The organism is Methylobacter sp. Wu1 (genome assembly GCF_036553575.1).
In the GTDB taxonomy this organism is placed as follows: domain Bacteria; phylum Pseudomonadota; class Gammaproteobacteria; order Methylococcales; family Methylomonadaceae; genus Methylobacter.
In genome coordinates this window covers 36,405-54,690 of record NZ_JAZHOC010000031.1, presented here as the reverse complement: position 1 = coordinate 54,690, position 18,286 = coordinate 36,405, and the positions used below count along the sequence as shown (strand labels likewise).

At 52.7% G+C, this 18,286-nt stretch carries 17 protein-coding genes and 2 tRNA genes; 8 read left to right on the top strand and 11 right to left on the bottom strand.

All coding sequences use genetic code 11. From position 1 onward, the window contains the following. Positions 1-436 precede the first annotated feature (436 nt). From V2P20_RS03235 to V2P20_RS03220, 4 genes are all read left to right on the top strand, one after another. Positions 437-895, top strand: a complete 459-nt coding sequence (locus V2P20_RS03235; protein ID WP_331816067.1) for a DUF2778 domain-containing protein — start codon at positions 437-439, stop codon at positions 893-895. 478 nt (positions 896-1,373) lie between these two features. After that, complete coding sequence (locus V2P20_RS03230) at positions 1,374-2,036, top strand: DJ-1/PfpI family protein (protein ID WP_331816065.1); 663 nt, start codon at positions 1,374-1,376, stop codon at positions 2,034-2,036. Between the two features lie 33 nt (positions 2,037-2,069). Beyond that, positions 2,070-2,549, top strand: coding sequence for a YiiD C-terminal domain-containing protein (locus tag V2P20_RS03225; RefSeq protein ID WP_331816063.1), 480 nt, complete (start codon positions 2,070-2,072; stop codon positions 2,547-2,549). Between the two features lie 90 nt (positions 2,550-2,639). Continuing rightward, a complete protein-coding gene (locus V2P20_RS03220; RefSeq protein ID WP_331816061.1) occupies positions 2,640-3,011 on the top strand; it encodes a calcium-binding protein in 372 nt (123 codons plus the stop codon). Between the two features lie 114 nt (positions 3,012-3,125). Here the strand turns inward: V2P20_RS03220 and purL are convergent, their stop codons facing one another. From purL to V2P20_RS03200, 4 genes are all read right to left on the bottom strand, one after another. After that, entirely contained in the window at positions 3,126-7,010 is a 3,885-nt protein-coding gene (purL, locus tag V2P20_RS03215; RefSeq protein WP_331816059.1) for a phosphoribosylformylglycinamidine synthase, read from the bottom strand. A 134-nt stretch (positions 7,011-7,144) separates the two neighbouring features. After that, the gene (gene bamC / locus V2P20_RS03210; RefSeq protein WP_331816057.1) at positions 7,145-7,804 is read right to left on the bottom strand and encodes an outer membrane protein assembly factor BamC; all 660 of its coding nucleotides are present in this window, start codon (positions 7,802-7,804) and stop codon (positions 7,145-7,147) included. A 4-nt stretch (positions 7,805-7,808) separates the two neighbouring features. Beyond that, positions 7,809-8,684: a 4-hydroxy-tetrahydrodipicolinate synthase gene (dapA, locus tag V2P20_RS03205; RefSeq protein WP_331816055.1), complete on the bottom strand. Its 876-nt coding sequence runs from the start codon at positions 8,682-8,684 to the stop codon at positions 7,809-7,811. A gap of 98 nt (positions 8,685-8,782) precedes the next feature. Next, the gene (locus V2P20_RS03200; RefSeq protein WP_331816053.1) at positions 8,783-9,226 is read right to left on the bottom strand and encodes a YaiI/YqxD family protein; all 444 of its coding nucleotides are present in this window, start codon (positions 9,224-9,226) and stop codon (positions 8,783-8,785) included. A gap of 117 nt (positions 9,227-9,343) precedes the next feature. Here V2P20_RS03200 and V2P20_RS03195 point away from each other — a divergent pair, with 117 nt between their 5' ends. Then, positions 9,344-11,113, top strand: a complete 1,770-nt coding sequence (locus tag V2P20_RS03195; RefSeq protein ID WP_331816051.1) for a DEAD/DEAH box helicase — start codon at positions 9,344-9,346, stop codon at positions 11,111-11,113. Positions 11,114-11,162: 49 nt separating this feature from the next. On the opposite strand, the gene dnaQ is transcribed toward V2P20_RS03195, so the two are convergent. The 3 genes from dnaQ to V2P20_RS03180 are packed head-to-tail and all read right to left on the bottom strand — an operon-like array spanning position 11,163 to position 14,049. Beyond that, the gene (dnaQ, locus tag V2P20_RS03190; RefSeq protein WP_331816049.1) at positions 11,163-11,885 is read right to left on the bottom strand and encodes a DNA polymerase III subunit epsilon; all 723 of its coding nucleotides are present in this window, start codon (positions 11,883-11,885) and stop codon (positions 11,163-11,165) included. Between the two features lie 16 nt (positions 11,886-11,901). Continuing rightward, positions 11,902-12,363, bottom strand: a complete 462-nt coding sequence (locus tag V2P20_RS03185; RefSeq protein WP_331816047.1) for a universal stress protein — start codon at positions 12,361-12,363, stop codon at positions 11,902-11,904. 54 nt (positions 12,364-12,417) lie between these two features. Then, positions 12,418-14,049, bottom strand: a complete 1,632-nt coding sequence (locus V2P20_RS03180; protein ID WP_331816045.1) for a multicopper oxidase domain-containing protein — start codon at positions 14,047-14,049, stop codon at positions 12,418-12,420. Positions 14,050-14,422: 373 nt separating this feature from the next. Between V2P20_RS03180 and V2P20_RS03175 the strand changes: the two genes are divergently transcribed. Continuing rightward, positions 14,423-14,566 carry a hypothetical protein gene (locus V2P20_RS03175; RefSeq protein ID WP_194970300.1) on the top strand — a complete coding sequence of 48 codons (144 nt, stop codon included), beginning with the start codon at positions 14,423-14,425 and terminating at the stop codon, positions 14,564-14,566. Between the two features lie 133 nt (positions 14,567-14,699). Here the strand turns inward: V2P20_RS03175 and V2P20_RS03170 are convergent, their stop codons facing one another. The 4 genes from V2P20_RS03170 to V2P20_RS03155 all read right to left on the bottom strand — a co-directional run bounded on the left by V2P20_RS03170 (position 14,700) and on the right by V2P20_RS03155 (position 16,231). Then, the gene (locus V2P20_RS03170) at positions 14,700-15,083 is read right to left on the bottom strand and encodes a hypothetical protein (RefSeq protein ID WP_331816042.1); all 384 of its coding nucleotides are present in this window, start codon (positions 15,081-15,083) and stop codon (positions 14,700-14,702) included. 255 nt (positions 15,084-15,338) lie between these two features. Then, positions 15,339-15,414, bottom strand: a tRNA-Phe gene (locus V2P20_RS03165). A gap of 40 nt (positions 15,415-15,454) precedes the next feature. After that, positions 15,455-15,530 (bottom strand) — tRNA-Phe (locus V2P20_RS03160). A 62-nt stretch (positions 15,531-15,592) separates the two neighbouring features. Beyond that, positions 15,593-16,231, bottom strand: coding sequence for a DUF4126 domain-containing protein (locus V2P20_RS03155; RefSeq protein ID WP_331816040.1), 639 nt, complete (start codon positions 16,229-16,231; stop codon positions 15,593-15,595). Between the two features lie 175 nt (positions 16,232-16,406). On the opposite strand from V2P20_RS03155, the gene hslV reads away from it, so the two are divergent. Together hslV and hslU are read left to right on the top strand one after the other, a co-directional pair. Beyond that, positions 16,407-16,955 (top strand): ATP-dependent protease subunit HslV, encoded by a 549-nt coding sequence (gene hslV / locus V2P20_RS03150; RefSeq protein ID WP_331816038.1) that lies wholly within the window; start codon positions 16,407-16,409, stop codon positions 16,953-16,955. A gap of 4 nt (positions 16,956-16,959) precedes the next feature. After that, positions 16,960-18,285, top strand: a complete 1,326-nt coding sequence (hslU, locus tag V2P20_RS03145) for an ATP-dependent protease ATPase subunit HslU (RefSeq protein ID WP_331816036.1) — start codon at positions 16,960-16,962, stop codon at positions 18,283-18,285. Position 18,286 lies beyond the last annotated feature (1 nt).

Below are 18,286 nucleotides of genomic sequence, written 5' to 3'. Positions count from 1 at the left end.
TGAGGTCTTTTACAACCGCGAGCGATTACATTCGGCCAATGGCTATAGGTCGCCCATGGATTATGAATTGCTGCATAAAGCGGCTTAACCGTGTGTCCGGAAAAGTGTTGACACATCATTCTGACGTTTGCTACCTTTAAGACTTGTTTGTCGATGAAGAGAGCAGAGGCAGAGGGATTGGGCGTGCGCTCATAGAGTATGTGGCATGGCAGGCCAAGTTAAAAGAGTCGCCAAGGATTTATTGGCTGACGCAAAGCTCCAATGAAACTGCTAGAGCTCTGTACGACAAAGTGGCATCACACACTGGCTTTATTCGGTACGAAAGATCATTAGTATGAGCGCACATCAAGGGTACTGGCCTAACTTGACGTTGCATCGGACTCCGCTGGTGAGCTTTATCGTTAGGCTCAACTTATAAATCGAAAAAGAAAGATAAATGTTCGAATGTAGTTTTGAATTGAACGGCAAACCGATGAGCGATTTCAAGATAGGCGCAATATCATTTCCAGCTTTCTCCAGTCTTGGTCAAAATGCCAATAAACGTCCGCTGGCCTGCGTGAAAGGGGCAGGACCAATTCCGCCAGGAAAGTACTTCATAGTCGATCGCGAACATGGAGGTCGCCTTGGTTGGCTTCGCGATCTGTTTAATGAACACGGAGAATGGTTTGCACTTTATGCAGACGATGGGCAAATTAATGATGAGATGTTTTGCGATCAGGTAAAAAGAGGTAATTTTCGTCTTCACCCGAAGGGCCCACTTGGTCGTAGCGAAGGGTGTATAACGATAAATGAGCTCTCTCATTTCCATCAAATTCGTGCCATCCTTCGTAGCAAGTCGCCAGAAGTAATTCCTGGCAGTGCTCTGAAGGCGTACGGTATGGTTACGGTCAAATGAAAAAGTGGTTAACTAGAGTTGTTATAGGTTTTCTCATCTTGTGTGCAACTGTGTTGCTAACCAAATTTTGGTACTTGAATCCAGATAGTTTTCCGTCCCCACTGAGAAGCATCGGTAACGCTGTTATTGATTGGCTAGGCGTGCAATCTGTTGAGCGTTCAGCAGATGTCGAGTTAGTCTATGTTTTACTTCTGTCGTTTCTTGTAGTGGGCGGCATATTTTGTGGTTGCCTAGCTTGCTGGAAACGTTTTTATGGCGACCACGGTAGGTTCGGGTGAGTTACGAACGACAAATTCCATCTCCGCCTAACTCAATACAAAAGCGCGGTAGGATGCGGTGAGGCACGAACCGCATCCTATCGAGTTCATTTCAACCGATGCAACCCTCTAGCTCTTCATTAAACCTAAATGCACACAAGGCACGCGTCGGCTAATTCAAACGTTAATTGTCATAACTCATTCACAAGGACCATCAACCAATGCACATTGCCATTCTTACATTTCAAGGCTTCAATGAACTCGACTCACTAATTGCTCTCGGTATCCTGAATCGCATCAAGAAACCAGACTGGCGAGTGACGATCTGTTGTCCAGAGCCGGAAGTTACGTCTATGAACGGTGTCACCGTACATGCGCAGTCAATGCTTGAGGACGCCACCTCGGCTGATATCGTTATTGTTGGGAGCGGGGCTCAGACGCGACAGATTATCAGCAATCCCGAGTTGATGGGTAGGCTCTCCCTTCAACCCGAACGTCAACTTATTGCCGCGCAATGCTCAGGTGCGTTAATTTTGGCCAAGCTTGGGTTGTTAGGGGCTGTTCCTGCATGTACGGATCTGACGACAAAACCGTGGGTACAAGAAGCGGGGATTGAGGTTCTGGACCAGCCATTCTTTGCTCATGGCAACATCGCGACCGCAGGCGGATGCCTTGCTTCATCTTACTTGGCCGGCTGGCTCATTGCGAGGACCGAGGGACTGGAAGCCGCTTCTGCCGCGCTCCATTACGTCGCTCCGGTTGGGGAGAAAGAAGCTTTCGTCGCCAATGCACTCAAGAACATTGAGCCTTATTTACCTACTGCGACGACACCGGACAAGTTGTTCCAGCCGACCGCTTTCTGCTACGCTCCAAGCGTCGACTAAATTCAACGTTGAACACCTTAAGGAAACTAATGCATGTCTCCGAGTGAGTTAGAGAAATATCTTCACGACCACATCCCCCTTTCAAAGGCGATGGAAATCGGCGTAATCCAGGTACAACCTGAAACCGTCATCCTGAGCGCGCCTCTTGTGCCGAACATCAATCACCGTGATACCGTCTTTGGCGGAAGCGCGTCCGCCGTGGCAATTTTGGCAGCGTGGTCTCTGCTGCACACCCGTTTATCCGGCGAAGGCATAGCAAGCCGCTTGGTCATCCAACGGAACACGATGTCTTATGAGTTGCCAATAGACGGAACATTCACCGCTGAGGCAGCCATCGAAAGCGCTGAAGCCTGGGGGCAGTTTCTTCGCATGCTCAAACGCCGGGGTAAGGCCCGGATCACAGTCACCTCTGTATTGAATTTCGATGGCAAAGTAGCGGGGCGATTCGAAGGCGAGTTCGTGGCGCTGGGTGCAACAGGTGCCCAACCCATCATTTCACCGGGTGTTGCGTAATAAAGCCGTGCAGCGCCGGTGAATTCAGACATTATAAGGTTCGGAGCGCTCCACTCATATAACTCACGATTCAAATCGAGGTATCGTTCAATGGAAAAGCAGAAGAAAGACGAAGAACGCGAGCATCGCATCAAGATGGAGGCCATCGTTGACGCTTACTGTCCGGAAGAGCAAGCGATAGGGTGGTATTACTATCTCCAGGACAGGATCGCCTTCCCTTTCAAGGCCCGCTGCATACGAGAGCGTTCAATTTCACCGCTTCGCAAAGGTGAGGAGGTCACTGCTGAGAGTATGGCGCCAGAGGATGGTTGTATGCATGAGATGTTCGTTATGGTGAAGTGGAAAGGGCACTCGATGGGTCTTCCATTGGCGCAACTTGAACCGATTAGTGCGGATGAGGACACAATAGAAGCTGTCGGTGATTGGCACTACTGGGCAGATCGAGGATACGAGTTTGGTTGAGCTTGGCGGATGCTGTGTGATACGAACCGCATCCGCCAAGCCGGGCAAATTCTCAAACCGCACAGACCTCGAAATTCCCAGTCTGTGCGGCTCTTACCCTGGCAGGTCGATTATCTAGCCAACCCACACCCTGGCATTCCTGAACATGCGCATCCAGGCCCCATACTCCTGCCAGTCATCCGGATGCCATGAATTCTGCAGCGTCCTGAAACAACGCTCAGGATGCGGCATCATGATAGTAAACCGGCCGTCAGCCGTAGTCAGGCCGGTGATGCCGAACGGCGAACCGTTAGGATTGGCCGGAAACTGCGCCGCCACTTCGCCGTAGTTGTCGACATAGCATAAAGCCACCGCTTCGGCATCCAGGGCTAAGGCAGGGTCAGCGGCGAACTCGGCACGGCCTTCGCCATGCGAAATCACTACAGGCATTCTGGAGCCTTCCATGCCGGCAAACAGAATGGACGGCGATTTTTTAACTTCGACCAGGGCCACGCGCGCCTCGAATTGCTCGGACGTATTGCGCATGAAGCGCGGCCAGTGATCGGCGCCGGGGATAATGTCTTTCAGCCCCGACATCATCTGGCAGCCGTTGCAGACGCCCAGGCCGAACGTATCCTGGCGCTGGAAAAACGCCGCAAACTCATCACGCGCACGCGGATTGAACAGGATCGATTTGGCCCAGCCGCCGCCCGCGCCCAGAACATCGCCGTAGGAGAAGCCGCCGCAGGCCACAAGGCCTCTGAATTCATTCAGGCTGACGCGGCCTTCGATGATATCGCTCATGTGCACGTCGATGCTGGTGAAGCCGGCGCGGTCGAACGCCGCCGCCATCTCGACGTGGCCGTTGACGCCCTGCTCGCGCAGAATCGCGACCTTGGGCCTTGCCGCAGCCACGAAAGGCGCGGTGACATCGTCGTTGACATCGAAAGTCAGCCGGACATTCAGGCCCGGATCATGGTCGTCGGCGATGCGCTCGAACTGTTGCTTCGCGCAGTCCGGATTGTCGCGCAAGGCCTGCATGCGATAGCTGAGCTCGGACCAGACCGTCTGCATTTCGGCGCGGCCGGCTGAATAAACCAGTTTACCGGCATGACTGATCGACAATTGCGGTTCTTCAATGACATTACCGATAACGTAAGTGCAGTCTATCAAACCGGCATCGCGCAGCAGGTCGATGACTTCCTCGCAATCGCTCTGGCGAACCTGTATCACGGCGCCTAGCTCTTCATTGAACAAGGCCGCCAAGACATCATCGCCCAGATGATCCAGCATCATCGATACGCCCAGACGTCCGGCGAACATCATTTCGGCGACCGTAGCCAACAGACCGCCGTCGGAGCGGTCGTGATAGGCTAGCAGCTTATCCTGACTGTTCAGTTCCTGGATCGCATCGAAGAAAGCTTTGAATAAAGCCGGATCGTCCAGATCGGGACACTCGTTGCCGAGCTGTTTGTAAACCTGCGCCAGTATCGAGCCGCCCAGACGGTTTCTGCCCGCGCCCAAATCGATCAGGATCAGTACGCTGTGCTCGCCCGGAGTGGTTCTCAACTGCGGCGTCAGGGTCTTGCCGATGTCGGACACCGGCGCGAACGCGGTGATGATCAGCGACAACGGCGAGGTCATGGTTTTCTCGCCGGCGTGGTCTTTCCAGACCGTTTTCATGGACAGCGAGTCCTTGCCTACCGGTATGGCAATGCCCAACTGCGGACACAAGTCCATGCCGACCGCCTTGACGGTATCGAACAAGGCCGCATCTTCGCCCGGAAAACCTGCCGCCGCCATCCAGTTGGCGGACAGTTTGATTTTCTGCAATGAATCGATGCTTGCCGCCGCCAGGTTAGTCAAGGCCTCGCCTATCGCCATGCGCCCCGACGCCGGTGCGTCAATCACGGCAATCGGCGTACGCTCGCCCATGGCCATGGCTTCGCCGGTCAGCGCATGAAAACCCGAAGCAGTCACGGCCACATCGGCCACCGGCACCTGCCAGGGGCCGACCATCTGGTCGCGCGCCACCAGACCGGTTACGGAACGGTCGCCGATATGGATCAGGAAGCTTTTGTCGGCAACGGCCGGAAACGACAGCACGCGCTTGACGGCTTCATTCAACTCGATGCCGCTGGTATCGAGCTCGCTCAATTGCGGCTGCACATGTTCCGCCTGACGGTGCATTTTCGGCGGCTTGCCGAACAGTACCGACATCGGCAGGTCGACCGGCTTATCGCCGAACCAGGCATCGTTCAGTACCAAATGCTCTTCATCCGTCGCTTCGCCTATGACCGCGAACAGACAATGCTCGCGCTCGCAGAAGGACTTGAACAATTCCAGGGATTCTGGCTTGATGGCGACGACATAGCGCTCCTGTGCTTCGTTACACCAGATCTGCATCGGCGACATGCCTTTGTCGGCATTGTGCACGTTGCGCAGTTCGAAGCGGCCGCCGCGCTCGCAGTCGTGAATGATCTCAGGCACGGCATTGGACAAACCGCCAGCGCCGATGTCGTGGATGGAAACAATAGGCGTCTCGTCGCCCAAAGAATTGCAATGGTTGATGACTTCCTGGCAACGGCGCTCCATTTCCGGGTTCTCGCGCTGTACGGAAGCGAAATCGAGCGTTTCGGAACTCTCGCCAGAAGCCTGCGACGAAGCCGCGCCGCCGCCCAGGCCGATCAGCATGGCTGGACCGCCCAGAATGATGATCAGCGAACCGGCCGGAATCGGCTGTTTCTTGACCAGCATCGGGCGAATGTTGCCCACCCCGCCCGCGATCATGATCGGTTTGTGGTAGCCCCTGAATTCATTGCCGCTACTGCCCGGCGCAGGCTGCTCGAAGCTTCGGAAATAGCCGGCCAGATTGGGCCGGCCGAATTCGTTATTGAAGGCCGCGCCGCCGATCGGGCCCTCGAGCATGATGTCCAGCGCCGATGCGATACGGTCAGGCTTGCCGTTATCGTCTTCCCAGGGCTGGAGATACTCGGGCACTTTCAGGTGCGATACGGAAAATCCGGTCAGACCGGCTTTCGGCGTAGAACCCCGCCCAGTCGCGCCTTCGTCCCGGATTTCGCCGCCGGAACCGGTCGCCGCCCCTGGATGCGGTGAAATGGCCGTAGGGTGGTTATGCGTTTCCACCTTCATCAGCACATGCGCCTCTTCTTCGACATAGGCATATTCGTGCGTTTGGGCATCGCGGATGAAAACCTGTGCTGATGAGCCTTCGATCACCGAGGCGTTATCGCTGTAGGCCGACAGGATGCCTGCCGGGCTTTTTTCGGCTGTGTTGCGTATCATGCGGAACAGCGACTGCGCCTGCGCCACACCGTCTATGGTCCAGTCGGCATTGAAGATTTTGTGGCGGCAATGTTCCGAGTTGGCCTGGGCGAACATCATCAATTCGACGTCGGTCGGATTCCTGCCGAGCGCCTTGAAGCTGTCGGTCAGGTAATCGATTTCATCGTCCGATAACGCCAGACCCAATTCAACATTGGCTTTGGCCAGCGCTTCACGGCCCTGCTCGATGATCGCCACGCTCAGTAAGGGTTGAGGTTCGTGATGGGCAAACAGATCCGGCTCGGCTTCGCCGTATACCACAGTCTGCGTCATGCGGTCATGCAGCAAGGCCGCCAGGCGTCCCTTGACAGCAGCCGAAAGAGGCGCCTGGGCATCAAGCCTATATTCAATGCCCCGCTCGATACGGTTGACGGCGGACAAGCCGCAACGCTGGGCGATCTCGGTCGCCTTGCTGGACCAGGGCGAAATCGTGCCTGACCGTGGAATAACCAACAAACGCTCAGTTCCGCCAATCTCAGCCGGTAGAGAAGAACCATAGGACAGCAGCTGATCCAATACTGCTTTCTGGCTGTCATTCAGATCATTTTCCAGGTCGACGAAGTGCACAAACCTCGCCGAGACCGTCTTGACCGTTGATTCGATTGCCTGCAGTTCAGCCAGCAGTTTTTGAACGCGAAAGTCAGAAAGAGCAGAAGTTCCGGGGATTTTTAACATAGGAAATAAGAGTGAAGAATTAAAAAAATAATCTTTGGGGCGGCCCCAGCCGCCCGGCTTTGCAAGTGCGCTTGGGGGCTTTTGTATAGACAAATTTTTTGCGCATATGCACTCGGCGCAATGCCAAACGAAGCTTATTCAGACTGATCGGCTGTCAGAGTTTCCTGTAACAGGGTCAGTAATTTCAACCCCGGGCCTTCGGTTATCGGTTGCCGGTCTTTATCCAGAACAGCCACTTCGGAGTGCCGGTTGTTGGCTACCAGTTTGAGAATATATTCCTGTTCATTAGCCTGAACGCCTTTGAACATAAAAACGACCTCATCCCATAGCGACCCGTCTTCTACAGGCTGTTCATCCGGATCATACTGGACACGATACAGCGCATCTTCCTGATTGCGCTCGATGACTTCCACCGACTTCCGGCTTAACGCCTTGCCGACCATGCGCCAGGCCCTTGAGACCGGCGCACCGATGCGTAAGCGGGTCGCTCCGCTTTCGAATTTAACCAGTTCAACCGGAATGACGCGCGGTGTCTCGGCCTCTTCTTCCGCCGGAGGCTCAACGGATGTTGTCTGCGTCTGTTCAGGCGCTGACGCTTCAACCAAATCCGCAGCAGGAACACTTAACGCCGCGTTCTTGTCCAGATCGGGCGGCAGTTTCAGCGGCGGAATTTCCGTGGTGAACTGATAATCTTTTTCCTTGTCCGGAAAATAACTTTGAATAGTGGAGCAAGCCGTCACTCCGCCCAACACAGCCGCAGCAACAACGAGCGAGCCTAATCTGGATTTCATCATGGGCTTATATAACTTCCGCCTGACGCATCGCCTCGCGTACGGCGTCAAAACAGTCTTCGGTCAGCCAGGTCAGCGGCAGGCGTATGCCTTTGCCCATCAAGCCCATTTCCGCAACGGCCCATTTGACCGGAATCGGATTGGACTGAATGAACAGGTTTTTATGCAAGCCCGCCAGTTTGGCATCAATTGCCGAAGCCGTTTCACTATCGCCCTTGATCGCCGCCATAATCATCTCGTGGACCAGTTTGGGCGCCACGTTGCCCGTCACGGTAATTGTACCGTTGCCGCCCAGCAGGCAGAATTCACGGCTGGTCGCATCGTCACCACTGTAGAGAGCGAAATCATCTCCCGTTAAATCGCGGATTTGTTTAACCCGGGACAGATCGCCGGTCGCTTCCTTAACGCCGACAATGTTTCCGATATGGGACAGACGGCCCACCGTTTCAGGCAGCATATCGCAGGCTGTGCGGCCTGGCACGTTGTATAAAATCTGGGGAATATCGACGGCTTCGGCGATGGCTTTGTGGTGCAGATATAAACCTTCCTGAGTCGGTTTATTGTAATAAGGCGTCACGAGCAGACAGGCATCGGCGCCGGCTTCCTGGGCCCGGCGCGTCAGGGTAATAGCTTCAGTGGTCGCGTTCGCACCGGTTCCGGCGATAACGGGGATTCGTCCGCCGGCATAATCGACAACCAGCTTGATGACTTCACAATGCTCATCTTCGTCCAGCGTCGCCGACTCGCCTGTCGTACCCACTGCAACGATCGCATCCGTGCCCTGCTCAATATGATATTCCACCAGTTTTTTCAGACTGTCCCTGTCTACCGCACCACTTTCATCCATCGGCGTTACTAAAGCTACGATACTACCTTGAATCATGAATTCTCTCGATCAGAATTAAACTGTTACAAAATTGCCGCCATTATACCAAGCTAATAAGCAAAACTCAGCCCGTAAGCACAAATTACATTGCAACCTCAATATTTAGCCAGAAATCTGTCCAGGGCATTGGCAAAATCCTGCTTGTCCCGCTGCCCGAACGGCGCCGGTCCTCCCGATACCTGGCCTGCGCTGCGCAACTCGTCCATGAGATCGCGCATGGCTAGCCGATCCTTGATGTTGTCCTTGGTATAAAACTCCCCGCGCGGATTAAGGGCATGGGCATTTTTCGCTATGACATCGGCAGCCAGCGGGATATCGGCAGTGATCACCAGATCGTTTTCCTGTAACTGCTCAACAATATAACGATCAGCCGCATCAAAGCCGCCCGGCACCTGCACGGAGCGAATCACTCGCGACGGCGGCACAACCAGAAAGTGATTGGCGACAAGAATAAGCGCAAGTTGTCGGCGCTCAGCCGCGCGAAACAGGATGTCCTTGATCACATTAGGACATGCGTCCGCATCTACCCAAATCCTCATATCCGTCCTTTAAGCTCCGATCAATTTATGCAAATACCACTATAATGCGGTACAATGCGCAGTTAAACAAACATTTCTCAGCGCGCACGCGCCTTCTTTGCTCCTACAGGTAAATCCATGTCCAACGATGTTTCAACATTACCCTCTTTCCGTGACTTAGCGCTGAGCGAACCGGTGCTGCGCGCACTGGATGATGTCGGTTATGAAACACCTTCGCCGATTCAGGCACAAACTATTCCGCATTTGCTGGCAGGCAGAGACGTGCTGGGCCAGGCGCAAACAGGCACCGGCAAAACCGCAGCCTTCGCGCTGCCTATCCTGTCGCGCCTGGATCTCAAGCAAAAAGACCCGCAAGTCCTGGTGCTGGCGCCGACACGCGAACTGGCCATCCAGGTGGCGGAAGCATTTCAGCGTTATGCCGCACATTTAAAAGGCTTCCATGTGCTGCCCATTTACGGCGGACAGGATTACAGTTCTCAGCTTCGCCAGCTCAAACGCGGCGCCCATATCGTAGTCGGCACGCCGGGACGGGTCATGGACCACATGCGCAAAGGCACGCTGAAACTGGACGGCTTAAGTTATCTGGTGCTTGACGAGGCCGACGAAATGCTGCGCATGGGCTTTATCGACGACGTGGAATGGATACTTGGGGAGATTCCTGAAGAACGGCAGATTGCCTTGTTCTCGGCGACCATGCCGCCGGCCATCCGCAAGATCGCGCAGGAATATCTGGTTGACCCGGTGCAGGTTACCATCAAAGTTACGACCACCTCGGCCGAGAACATACGGCAGCGCTACTGGATGGTCAGCGGCGTGCACAAACTGGACGCGTTGACGCGCATCCTGGAAGTCGAAACCTTCGACGGCATGATTATCTTCGTCAGAACCAAAACCGCTACCGTTGAACTGGCCGAGAAACTGGAAGCGCGCGGCTTTTCCGCCGCCGCCATCAACGGCGACATGTCGCAGGCCCTGCGCGAACGCACGATTGCCAATCTGAAAAACGGCAAACTGGACATTTTAATTGCTACAGACGTGGCGGCTCGCGGTCTGGACGTAGACCGCATCACGCATGTCGTCAACTATGACATCCCGTACGATACCGAATCCTATGTTCACCGCATCGGCAGAACCGGCCGCGCGGGACGTACCGGCGATGCCATTCTGTTTATCGCGCCGCGGGAAAAAAAGCTGCTCGCCAACATAGAAAAAGCGACCAAGCAAAAAGTTGAAGAGATGGGCCTGCCTTCGACCGAAATCATCAACAACAAGCGCATCGCCCGTTTCAAACAGAATATTACCGATACGCTGGCGGCGGAAGAACTCAGCTTTTTCAGCCAATTGCTGGAGCAATACCAGCAGGAACATAACGTCTCGGCACTCGAAATAGCCGCCGCTCTGGCTAAAATGGTGCAAGGCGATACGCCGCTGCTGATGCAGCCGCCTAAAAAGACCAAAGAAAGCAGAGAAGAAAAGCCGTCCAGACCGGAACGATCATCCAAGGAAGAACGCGCACCAAAAGAGCGCAAATCCAGGCGCAGCAGCGCAGACATCGAAATGGAATTGTTCCGCATCGAAGTCGGCCACAAACACGGCGTAAAACCCGGCAATATTGTCGGCGCCATAGCCAACGAAACTGGCCTTGACGGCGAGCATATCGCACGCATTAAAATTGAAGACGATTACAGCACCGTGGAACTGCCCACAGGCATGCCCAAGGCATTGTTTCAGGAGCTGAAGAAAGTCCGGGTGGTAGGCCAGCCGCTTAATATATCAAAGGTTGGACCAGGATCCGAAAAAACGGACGATGGCGCTAAAAAAGCGGCGAAAAGTAAAAAACGGATGAGTTCCACATCCAGGCGAGCCAAGTCAAAAGCCGCCGATTGATAAAAAACACCAGGGGCGACCAACCGGTCGCCCTTCGACTAGCATAATCTTACTGATTCCAGATACAGGCGCCGCCGCTGGCTTTATCGATAGCTTCCAAACGCTGCTGATGCGCCTGCTGCTCTTCTTCATTACAACGGATAATTTTCAGCGCGGGACGATCAACCGACAAAGCACTGACCACCCTGCTCATGCCGACTTCTTCCTGTTCCGCCAGATCTTCATCAAGCAAGGAAAACTGACCGCCGGTCATGACCAGGAATACATCGGCCAGAATCTCGGCGTCTAATAACGCACCGTGCAGATCGCGGTGGCTGTTGTCGATGCCATAGCGTTTACAAAGCGCATCCAGGCTGTTTCTCTGCCCTGGATGCTTCTTGCGGGCATAGGTCAGGGTATCGAACACCTCGCTGTAATCGGCGACGCTGCCGGTTCCGTTATTGAGCAGCGAAAATTCATGATTGATAAACCCGACATCGAACGGCGCATTATGAATGATCAGCTCGGCGCCGCGGATAAACGCGATAAAATCTTCAAAAATATCCTCAAAGCGCGGCTTATCCTCCAAAAATTCATTGGTAATGCCATGCACCTCGATGGCGCCCTGGTCAATGATGCGGTCGGGGTTGATATAGACATGAAACCGGTTCTGCGTTAACCGGCGATTGACCAGCTCCACGCAACCGATTTCAATGATTCTGTGCCCTTCCTGGGGATTAAGGCCCGTGGTTTCGGTATCGAGGACCACTTGCCTGATTTTCGGCCTTGTCATTTCTACTCTTCAAAATTTAAATAAAATGTTTGGACTCACTATCTTGCAAACGCACCGCCATGACATCGCAGTTGGCTTCATGCAGCACACTATTGGCCGTTGAACCCAACAACAACGCCAGGCCATGCCGACCATGCGAACCCAGCACAATAAGGTCGGCTTTTTCGCGCTCGGCAGCCGCTACAATTTCCTGATGAGGCACGCCCCAGACCAGCCACCGGCTAGCATGCTCAACACCCATCTCATCCGCTATTTGAATTAGTTGGGATTTCTCCGCCTCCAGCAAATCATAGCCAGAATCCTGATCCAGCGGAATCACGGCGCCATACGGCATATCAGGCATGGGAATATTATCCAGCACATGAATAATGCTCAGTCTGGCCTGATATTTTCTTGCCAACGCCTTGGCTTTTCGGGCTACCGCCCCGTCATGCCCGGAATAATCCACGGCCAGTAAAATATGCTGGTAATCACCCATGACTGCCTCTGATTCTTTAAATTCAGTCCCAAAAAGCCAATATCGCCGATCAGCCTATTTAACAAGAAAATCCCGCATCATGCCCATGTCCTCATGTTCAAGATTGTGGCAATGATACATGAACACGCCTTTATAATCGTTAAACGGCTTCAGAACCGTAACCTTCTCCCCCGGCATGACCAGTACGGTATCTTTCCAGCCGCCGTCAACAAAGCCCGCTTCAACAGTCTCATATCCCGCTCTAAAGCGCGGATCAATTTCACGCTTCAGCACCTGAAATTGCTCGCCATGCATATGCATGGGATGCGGCATTGACATCATCATGCCGCCCATACCCATGCCGCCACCGAAACCATTATCGAATGCGATAGCCTGCAGGGTATTAACCGGAATAATTTCATCATCCCGAATATCATCCATTGCGTAGGAGCGGCCATTCAGCAAGGCGGACATATGACGCATGGACAACAGGATATTTCTAGGACTGTCGGCATTGGCCGCATCCTGCAGGCGCAACGGTTTTATAGCGGACAAGTGCTCAGGCAGTTTGTCCTGAGCCTGTACCTGTTTGGAAACCCTGACCTTCAATACGGCATAATCACCGCCTAAAGGCAAGTCGCCGCCGGACATCATGCCGCCATGCATGCCTCCCATCATTCTGCCACGCATTCTTCCCATCATGCCCATGCCGCCATGCATGCCCCCCATCATGCCGCCGAACATGGAGCCATCAAACGAAAGACTGCGCAAAGTCAGTTCGGTCCCTACCGCTTTACCGCTGAAATCCATCCAGATCTCGCGCCGCTCGCCTGGGGCCAGCATGATATAGGCGTGCCGTTCCGGGCGCTCCAGCAGACCGCCATCGACACCAATAACAGTCATAGGCGTACCGTCATCCCAGGCCAGCTTATAAATACGCGAATTGGAACCGTTCAGCAATCTCAGACGATAAGCCCGGCTGGCAACCGGCAAGACATAATCGGGCTGACCATTGACCACGATCTGATTGCCCAGAAATCCCTGCATGCGCTGCATCATGTGATTGTTATAATACAACTGGTTTTGGTCATCGAATGTGCGGTCCTGAATAGCCAGGGCCACATCGTATTCGCCCTTAGGCAGATCCAAAGCCTGTTCTTCCTGATCACTGACGATAAAGAGTCCTGCCAGGCCTGAATAGACCTGCTTGGCGGTGACGCCGTGCGTATGAGCGTGGTACCAATAAAATCCGGCACGATTCAGGACTTTGAACTCATAAACGAATGTCTGACCCTGATTAATGGCATACATGGGATTGCCGTCCATTTTGGAAGGAACATGTAAACCATGCCAGTGCAAAATGGATTGTGCCGGCAAATTGTTCTTCAGGATAATCCTGACTTTCTGCCCTTTTTGCAACTGTATGGTCGGCGCGATATAGCTCTCGGCATGATTAACTATAGCGGTTTCAGGGCCTTTCAGGACTTTGCCGAAAACTTTCCAGACCCGCGTTTCAGGCCCTCTGAAGATTGGGATATCGACAACTTCCTGCTTTAATTCAATCTCCACATCCGGATCAAAATCACTTGATGCCTGATTGCCCATCCCTATCATGCCTTCCGCATATGATAAGAACGGGTAAACTGCGGCCATTGCAGCCGTCAGTCCAGCAAATTTCAACAATCTGCGGCGTTGAATATTAATCATGCTTGGCATTTGCATACTCCCAACTATTGAGCAAAATAAGTTTATGATAATCTTTTAATACACAAACTCCCGCATGTAAAGCAGATTCTCAACTTCTGCTTTTGCCATCACTTGATTTAAATGTGGAAAACCTGAAGAAGCCTAAGGCGATATGACTGTCGCTGTCTTAGTAAAGCGATATCGTTGCTGCACTTCAGGTAATGACTGCCTGACAATTACAAAGCCATTTGAATGACAAGCTCTTGATTAACAAGCGACTATTTCAATTAAAGAAACAAATTATCTAATTTTTCAGGCATTGTTAATACAGGAAATATCCGTATAGTCTTAATTGCAATTCAAACGACAGATTTAAAACCATGAGGATATTGATATGAATAATTTTCAAAAAGATATTCTGATCGGCCTGATCTTCATCAGCGGTATTCTTGGCTTTATTTCAGGCGAATTTATTATTTCGACCGTACTGTTTGCATCCGCAGCTATTGCCAGCAACGTCATGCATTACGAACAGTAATGCTGCAGCTGCACAGCTGGCTAAGTTTTATTTCGATGCGAGACAGCAAAACAATGACTTTATCCCGTCATTTTGTTTGAAGAAGCTCCCGGTGTAAGCACCGGGAGCCTTTTTTTATCACGATCTCGTCAAATTAATGCCGATTGCCGATGTAAGAGCCAGCGGCTGCGCCTAAACCGGCTGCGACAGGATCGCCTTGACCGATCTCATAACCCAAAGCGCTGCCTAAAACACCACCGACGAACCCCGCTCCTGTTCGTTGGTCATAATAACCTCTGTCCGGATAATAGTTAACCGGCGGCTGAGGATAGTAATGATGAACCTCGGGCTGCGCGTAATGATGGTGAATAACTTCGCGTTGAGGATAGTAATGATAAACCTCTGTATGCGGATGATAATCCCAGCCATGATGATGGTGATGATGCCCATGATGGTGATGATGGCCATCGGCAGATGCGAAAGAAGAATATCCAGCTATTGCCAAAGTCAATTGCGCCAAGATGAATAATTTTTTCATTGTATCCCTCTTTAATTGTGATTCAGTAAAGCCTAACGGGGAAATATCGTTAAGCTTTTTAATTATTTTAGTGCAATTCTAGAATTTGTTTCTTAACACTAGCTGAACATATTTTCATTGCAGAAACACATTGAGAATGCAGACTGGCTTTGTCGGGACTTTTTAATGCGGACGGGGGATTTTCTATGCTGGAGCCTTGTTGACAAGCAGGCCAAAATAAAAAAGGCCCCGATAAATCGGAGCCTTTGGAATTCATGGTGCCCAGGGGCGGAATCGAACCGTCGACACGAGGATTTTCAGTCCTCTGCTCTACCGACTGAGCTACCTGGGCTTCTTGAGGTGATGCTGTTTTTCTTGTTAATTTTTTGCAATGGTGCCCAGGGGCGGAATCGAACCGTCGACACGAGGATTTTCAGTCCTCTGCTCTACCGACTGAGCTACCTGGGCGGCACTACAAAAAGAGCGCCATTAAAACCGATTATCTTAGGCCCGTCAATAAAAAAATGATTTCATTCCGGCGAATTTGCGTTCACCGGGCTCTCTTCCTTTCGGAACAGTTTGATAATAAAGCGAAATACCTTTTTCATGCCCACCCATATTCGCGGCAACAGCCAGATCATCAGCAGGACAAACAATACCAATGCTATCAAAAACAGCCCCGGATGATTGACAGAGGCCCAAATCCCGCCGATAACGGCAATATCTTCGCCAACGGATGCGAGCCAGTTGCTGAAGGGCTCCGGCGAAGCATTGATCAGTACCCGCGTGCCGGCCTTGGTCGCATGCGTGCCGGCCGCCAGACCGCCACCCAATATTGCCGCCGCCAGTTCAACCGCAGGATTCAGGTCGCCGACAGCGCCGGCCGCCAGCATTGCGCCGGCAGGAATGCGGATAAACGTATGCAGCGTATCCCAGCCTGTATCCACGCCGGGTATTTTATCGGCGAAAAACTCGATGCAATACATGACCCCGGCCGCCCCCATCACCATCGGGTTCGCGACCATCTGCAAATCCGGCGGCAAATTCAGATTGCCGGTGTTGGCAAGATACCCCAGCATGAACAGCGTCGCGTAAAGATTAATGCCGCTGGCCCAGGCCAGTCCCATTGTTAATGCCAGCGTCGTTGAAATTTGATCCAGCGCTTCCATAAAGTGCCCTTTTCATTAAAAAATGCATTCAGCATAGCCTACTTTGCTGAACTTCCAATTAACGCAGACATCTTAAGAACTGTCGTTCGATAGTTAATTGTTTTATTTTCTACCACATTTAAATCCAGACCATGTAGAATTGGCGTAATCATATTCGTAACTTTGGGATTTTAAAGTGAGTTTTAGAGGTACAACCATTCTTTCTGTTCGCCGCGACGGCAAAGTGGTGATTGGCGGCGATGGCCAAGTCACTTTGGGCAATACGGTCATGAAGGGCAACGCCCGCAAAGTGCGCCGTCTATACCATGACAAGGTTATTGCCGGTTTTGCCGGCGCTACGGCCGATGCCTTCACCCTGTTCGAACATTTCGAAGGCAAGCTGGAAAAACACCGCGGCAACCTGACGCGCGCCGCCGTAGAAATGGCCAAAGACTGGCGAACAGACCGCGCCCTGCGCAAGCTGGAAGCCCTGCTGACAATTGCCGACGGCAAAACCTCCCTGATTCTTTCCGGTACCGGCGATGTCATTGAGCCTGAGCATGACTTGATGGCCATTGGTTCCGGCGGTGCTTTTGCGCAGGCGGCCGCACGCGCCTTGTTGGAAAATACCGATTTAAGCGCCCGCGAAATCGTCGAAAAATCATTAAGAATAGCCGGCGATATCTGTATCTATACCAATCACAATTTGACCATAGAAGAACTGGACGCAGATCCTAACGAGTAAACGAATGACTCAGATGACCCCTAAAGAAATTGTAAGCGAGCTGGACAAGCACATTATCGGCCAGGCCAGCGCCAAACGCTCCGTCGCTATTGCGTTGCGCAATCGCTGGCGCCGCCAGCAGGTCGATGCCGCCTTACGCGAAGAAATCACTCCGAAAAACATCCTGATGATCGGCCCTACCGGCGTCGGCAAAACCGAAATCGCCCGCCGCCTTGCACGTCTGGCCAATGCGCCTTTCATCAAGATAGAAGCCACTAAATTTACTGAAGTCGGCTACGTCGGCCGCGATGTCGAATCGATTATCCGCGATCTGGCCGATACGGCCGTCAAAATGACGCGCATGGCGGAAATGGAAAAGGTCCAGAACCGCGCTTACGACGCTGCCGAGGAAAAAATTCTGGATATCCTGTTGCCGCGAGCCGGCAGCGGCATGCTGTCCGATACCGAGGAATCGACCCGCCAGAAAATGCGCAAGAAACTGCGTGAAGGCGATCTGGACGACAAGGAGATAGAAATCGACGTACATGTCGCCCCTTTAGGCGTCGAAATCATGGCGCCTCCCGGCATGGAAGAAATGACCAACCAGTTGCAAGGCATGTTCCAAAACCTGAGCACGGGCAAAAGAAAATCGCGCAAGATGAAAATCAGCAAAGCCTTGAAAGTGCTTCAGGAAGAAGAGGCAGCCAAGCTGATCAACGAAGAAGACATTAAAGCGCGCGCCGTGGAAGCGGTGGAACAGAACGGCATCGTCTTTCTCGATGAAATCGACAAGATCTGCAAACGCTCAGAGCTCGGCGGCAGCGGCGGCGAAGTCTCCCGCGAAGGCGTGCAGCGCGATCTGTTGCCGCTGGTTGAAGGCAGCACTGTCAGTACCAAGTACGGCACCATCAAAACCGATCATGTGCTGTTTATTGCGTCCGGCGCTTTCCATTTGACCAAACCTTCCGACCTGATCCCCGAACTGCAGGGCCGTTTTCCTATTCGCGTTGAACTCGATGCGCTGACAGCCGATGATTTCGTACGCATTCTGACCGAACCGAATGCTTCATTGACCGAACAATATCAAGCCTTGCTGGCAACAGAGGGCGTCTCGGTAACATTCGCTCCCGACGGCATCCAGCGGATTGCCGAACTGGGCTTCCAGGTCAATGAAAAAACGGAAAATATCGGCGCCAGACGCCTGCACACAATACTGGAACGACTGCTGGAAGATATTTCCTATAACGGGCCTGACCTCATCGAGAAAAACATCGTCATCGATGCCGCTTATGTTGATGGGCATCTGTCCGAATTCGTGCAAGATGAAGATCTGAGCCGTTATATTTTGTAAA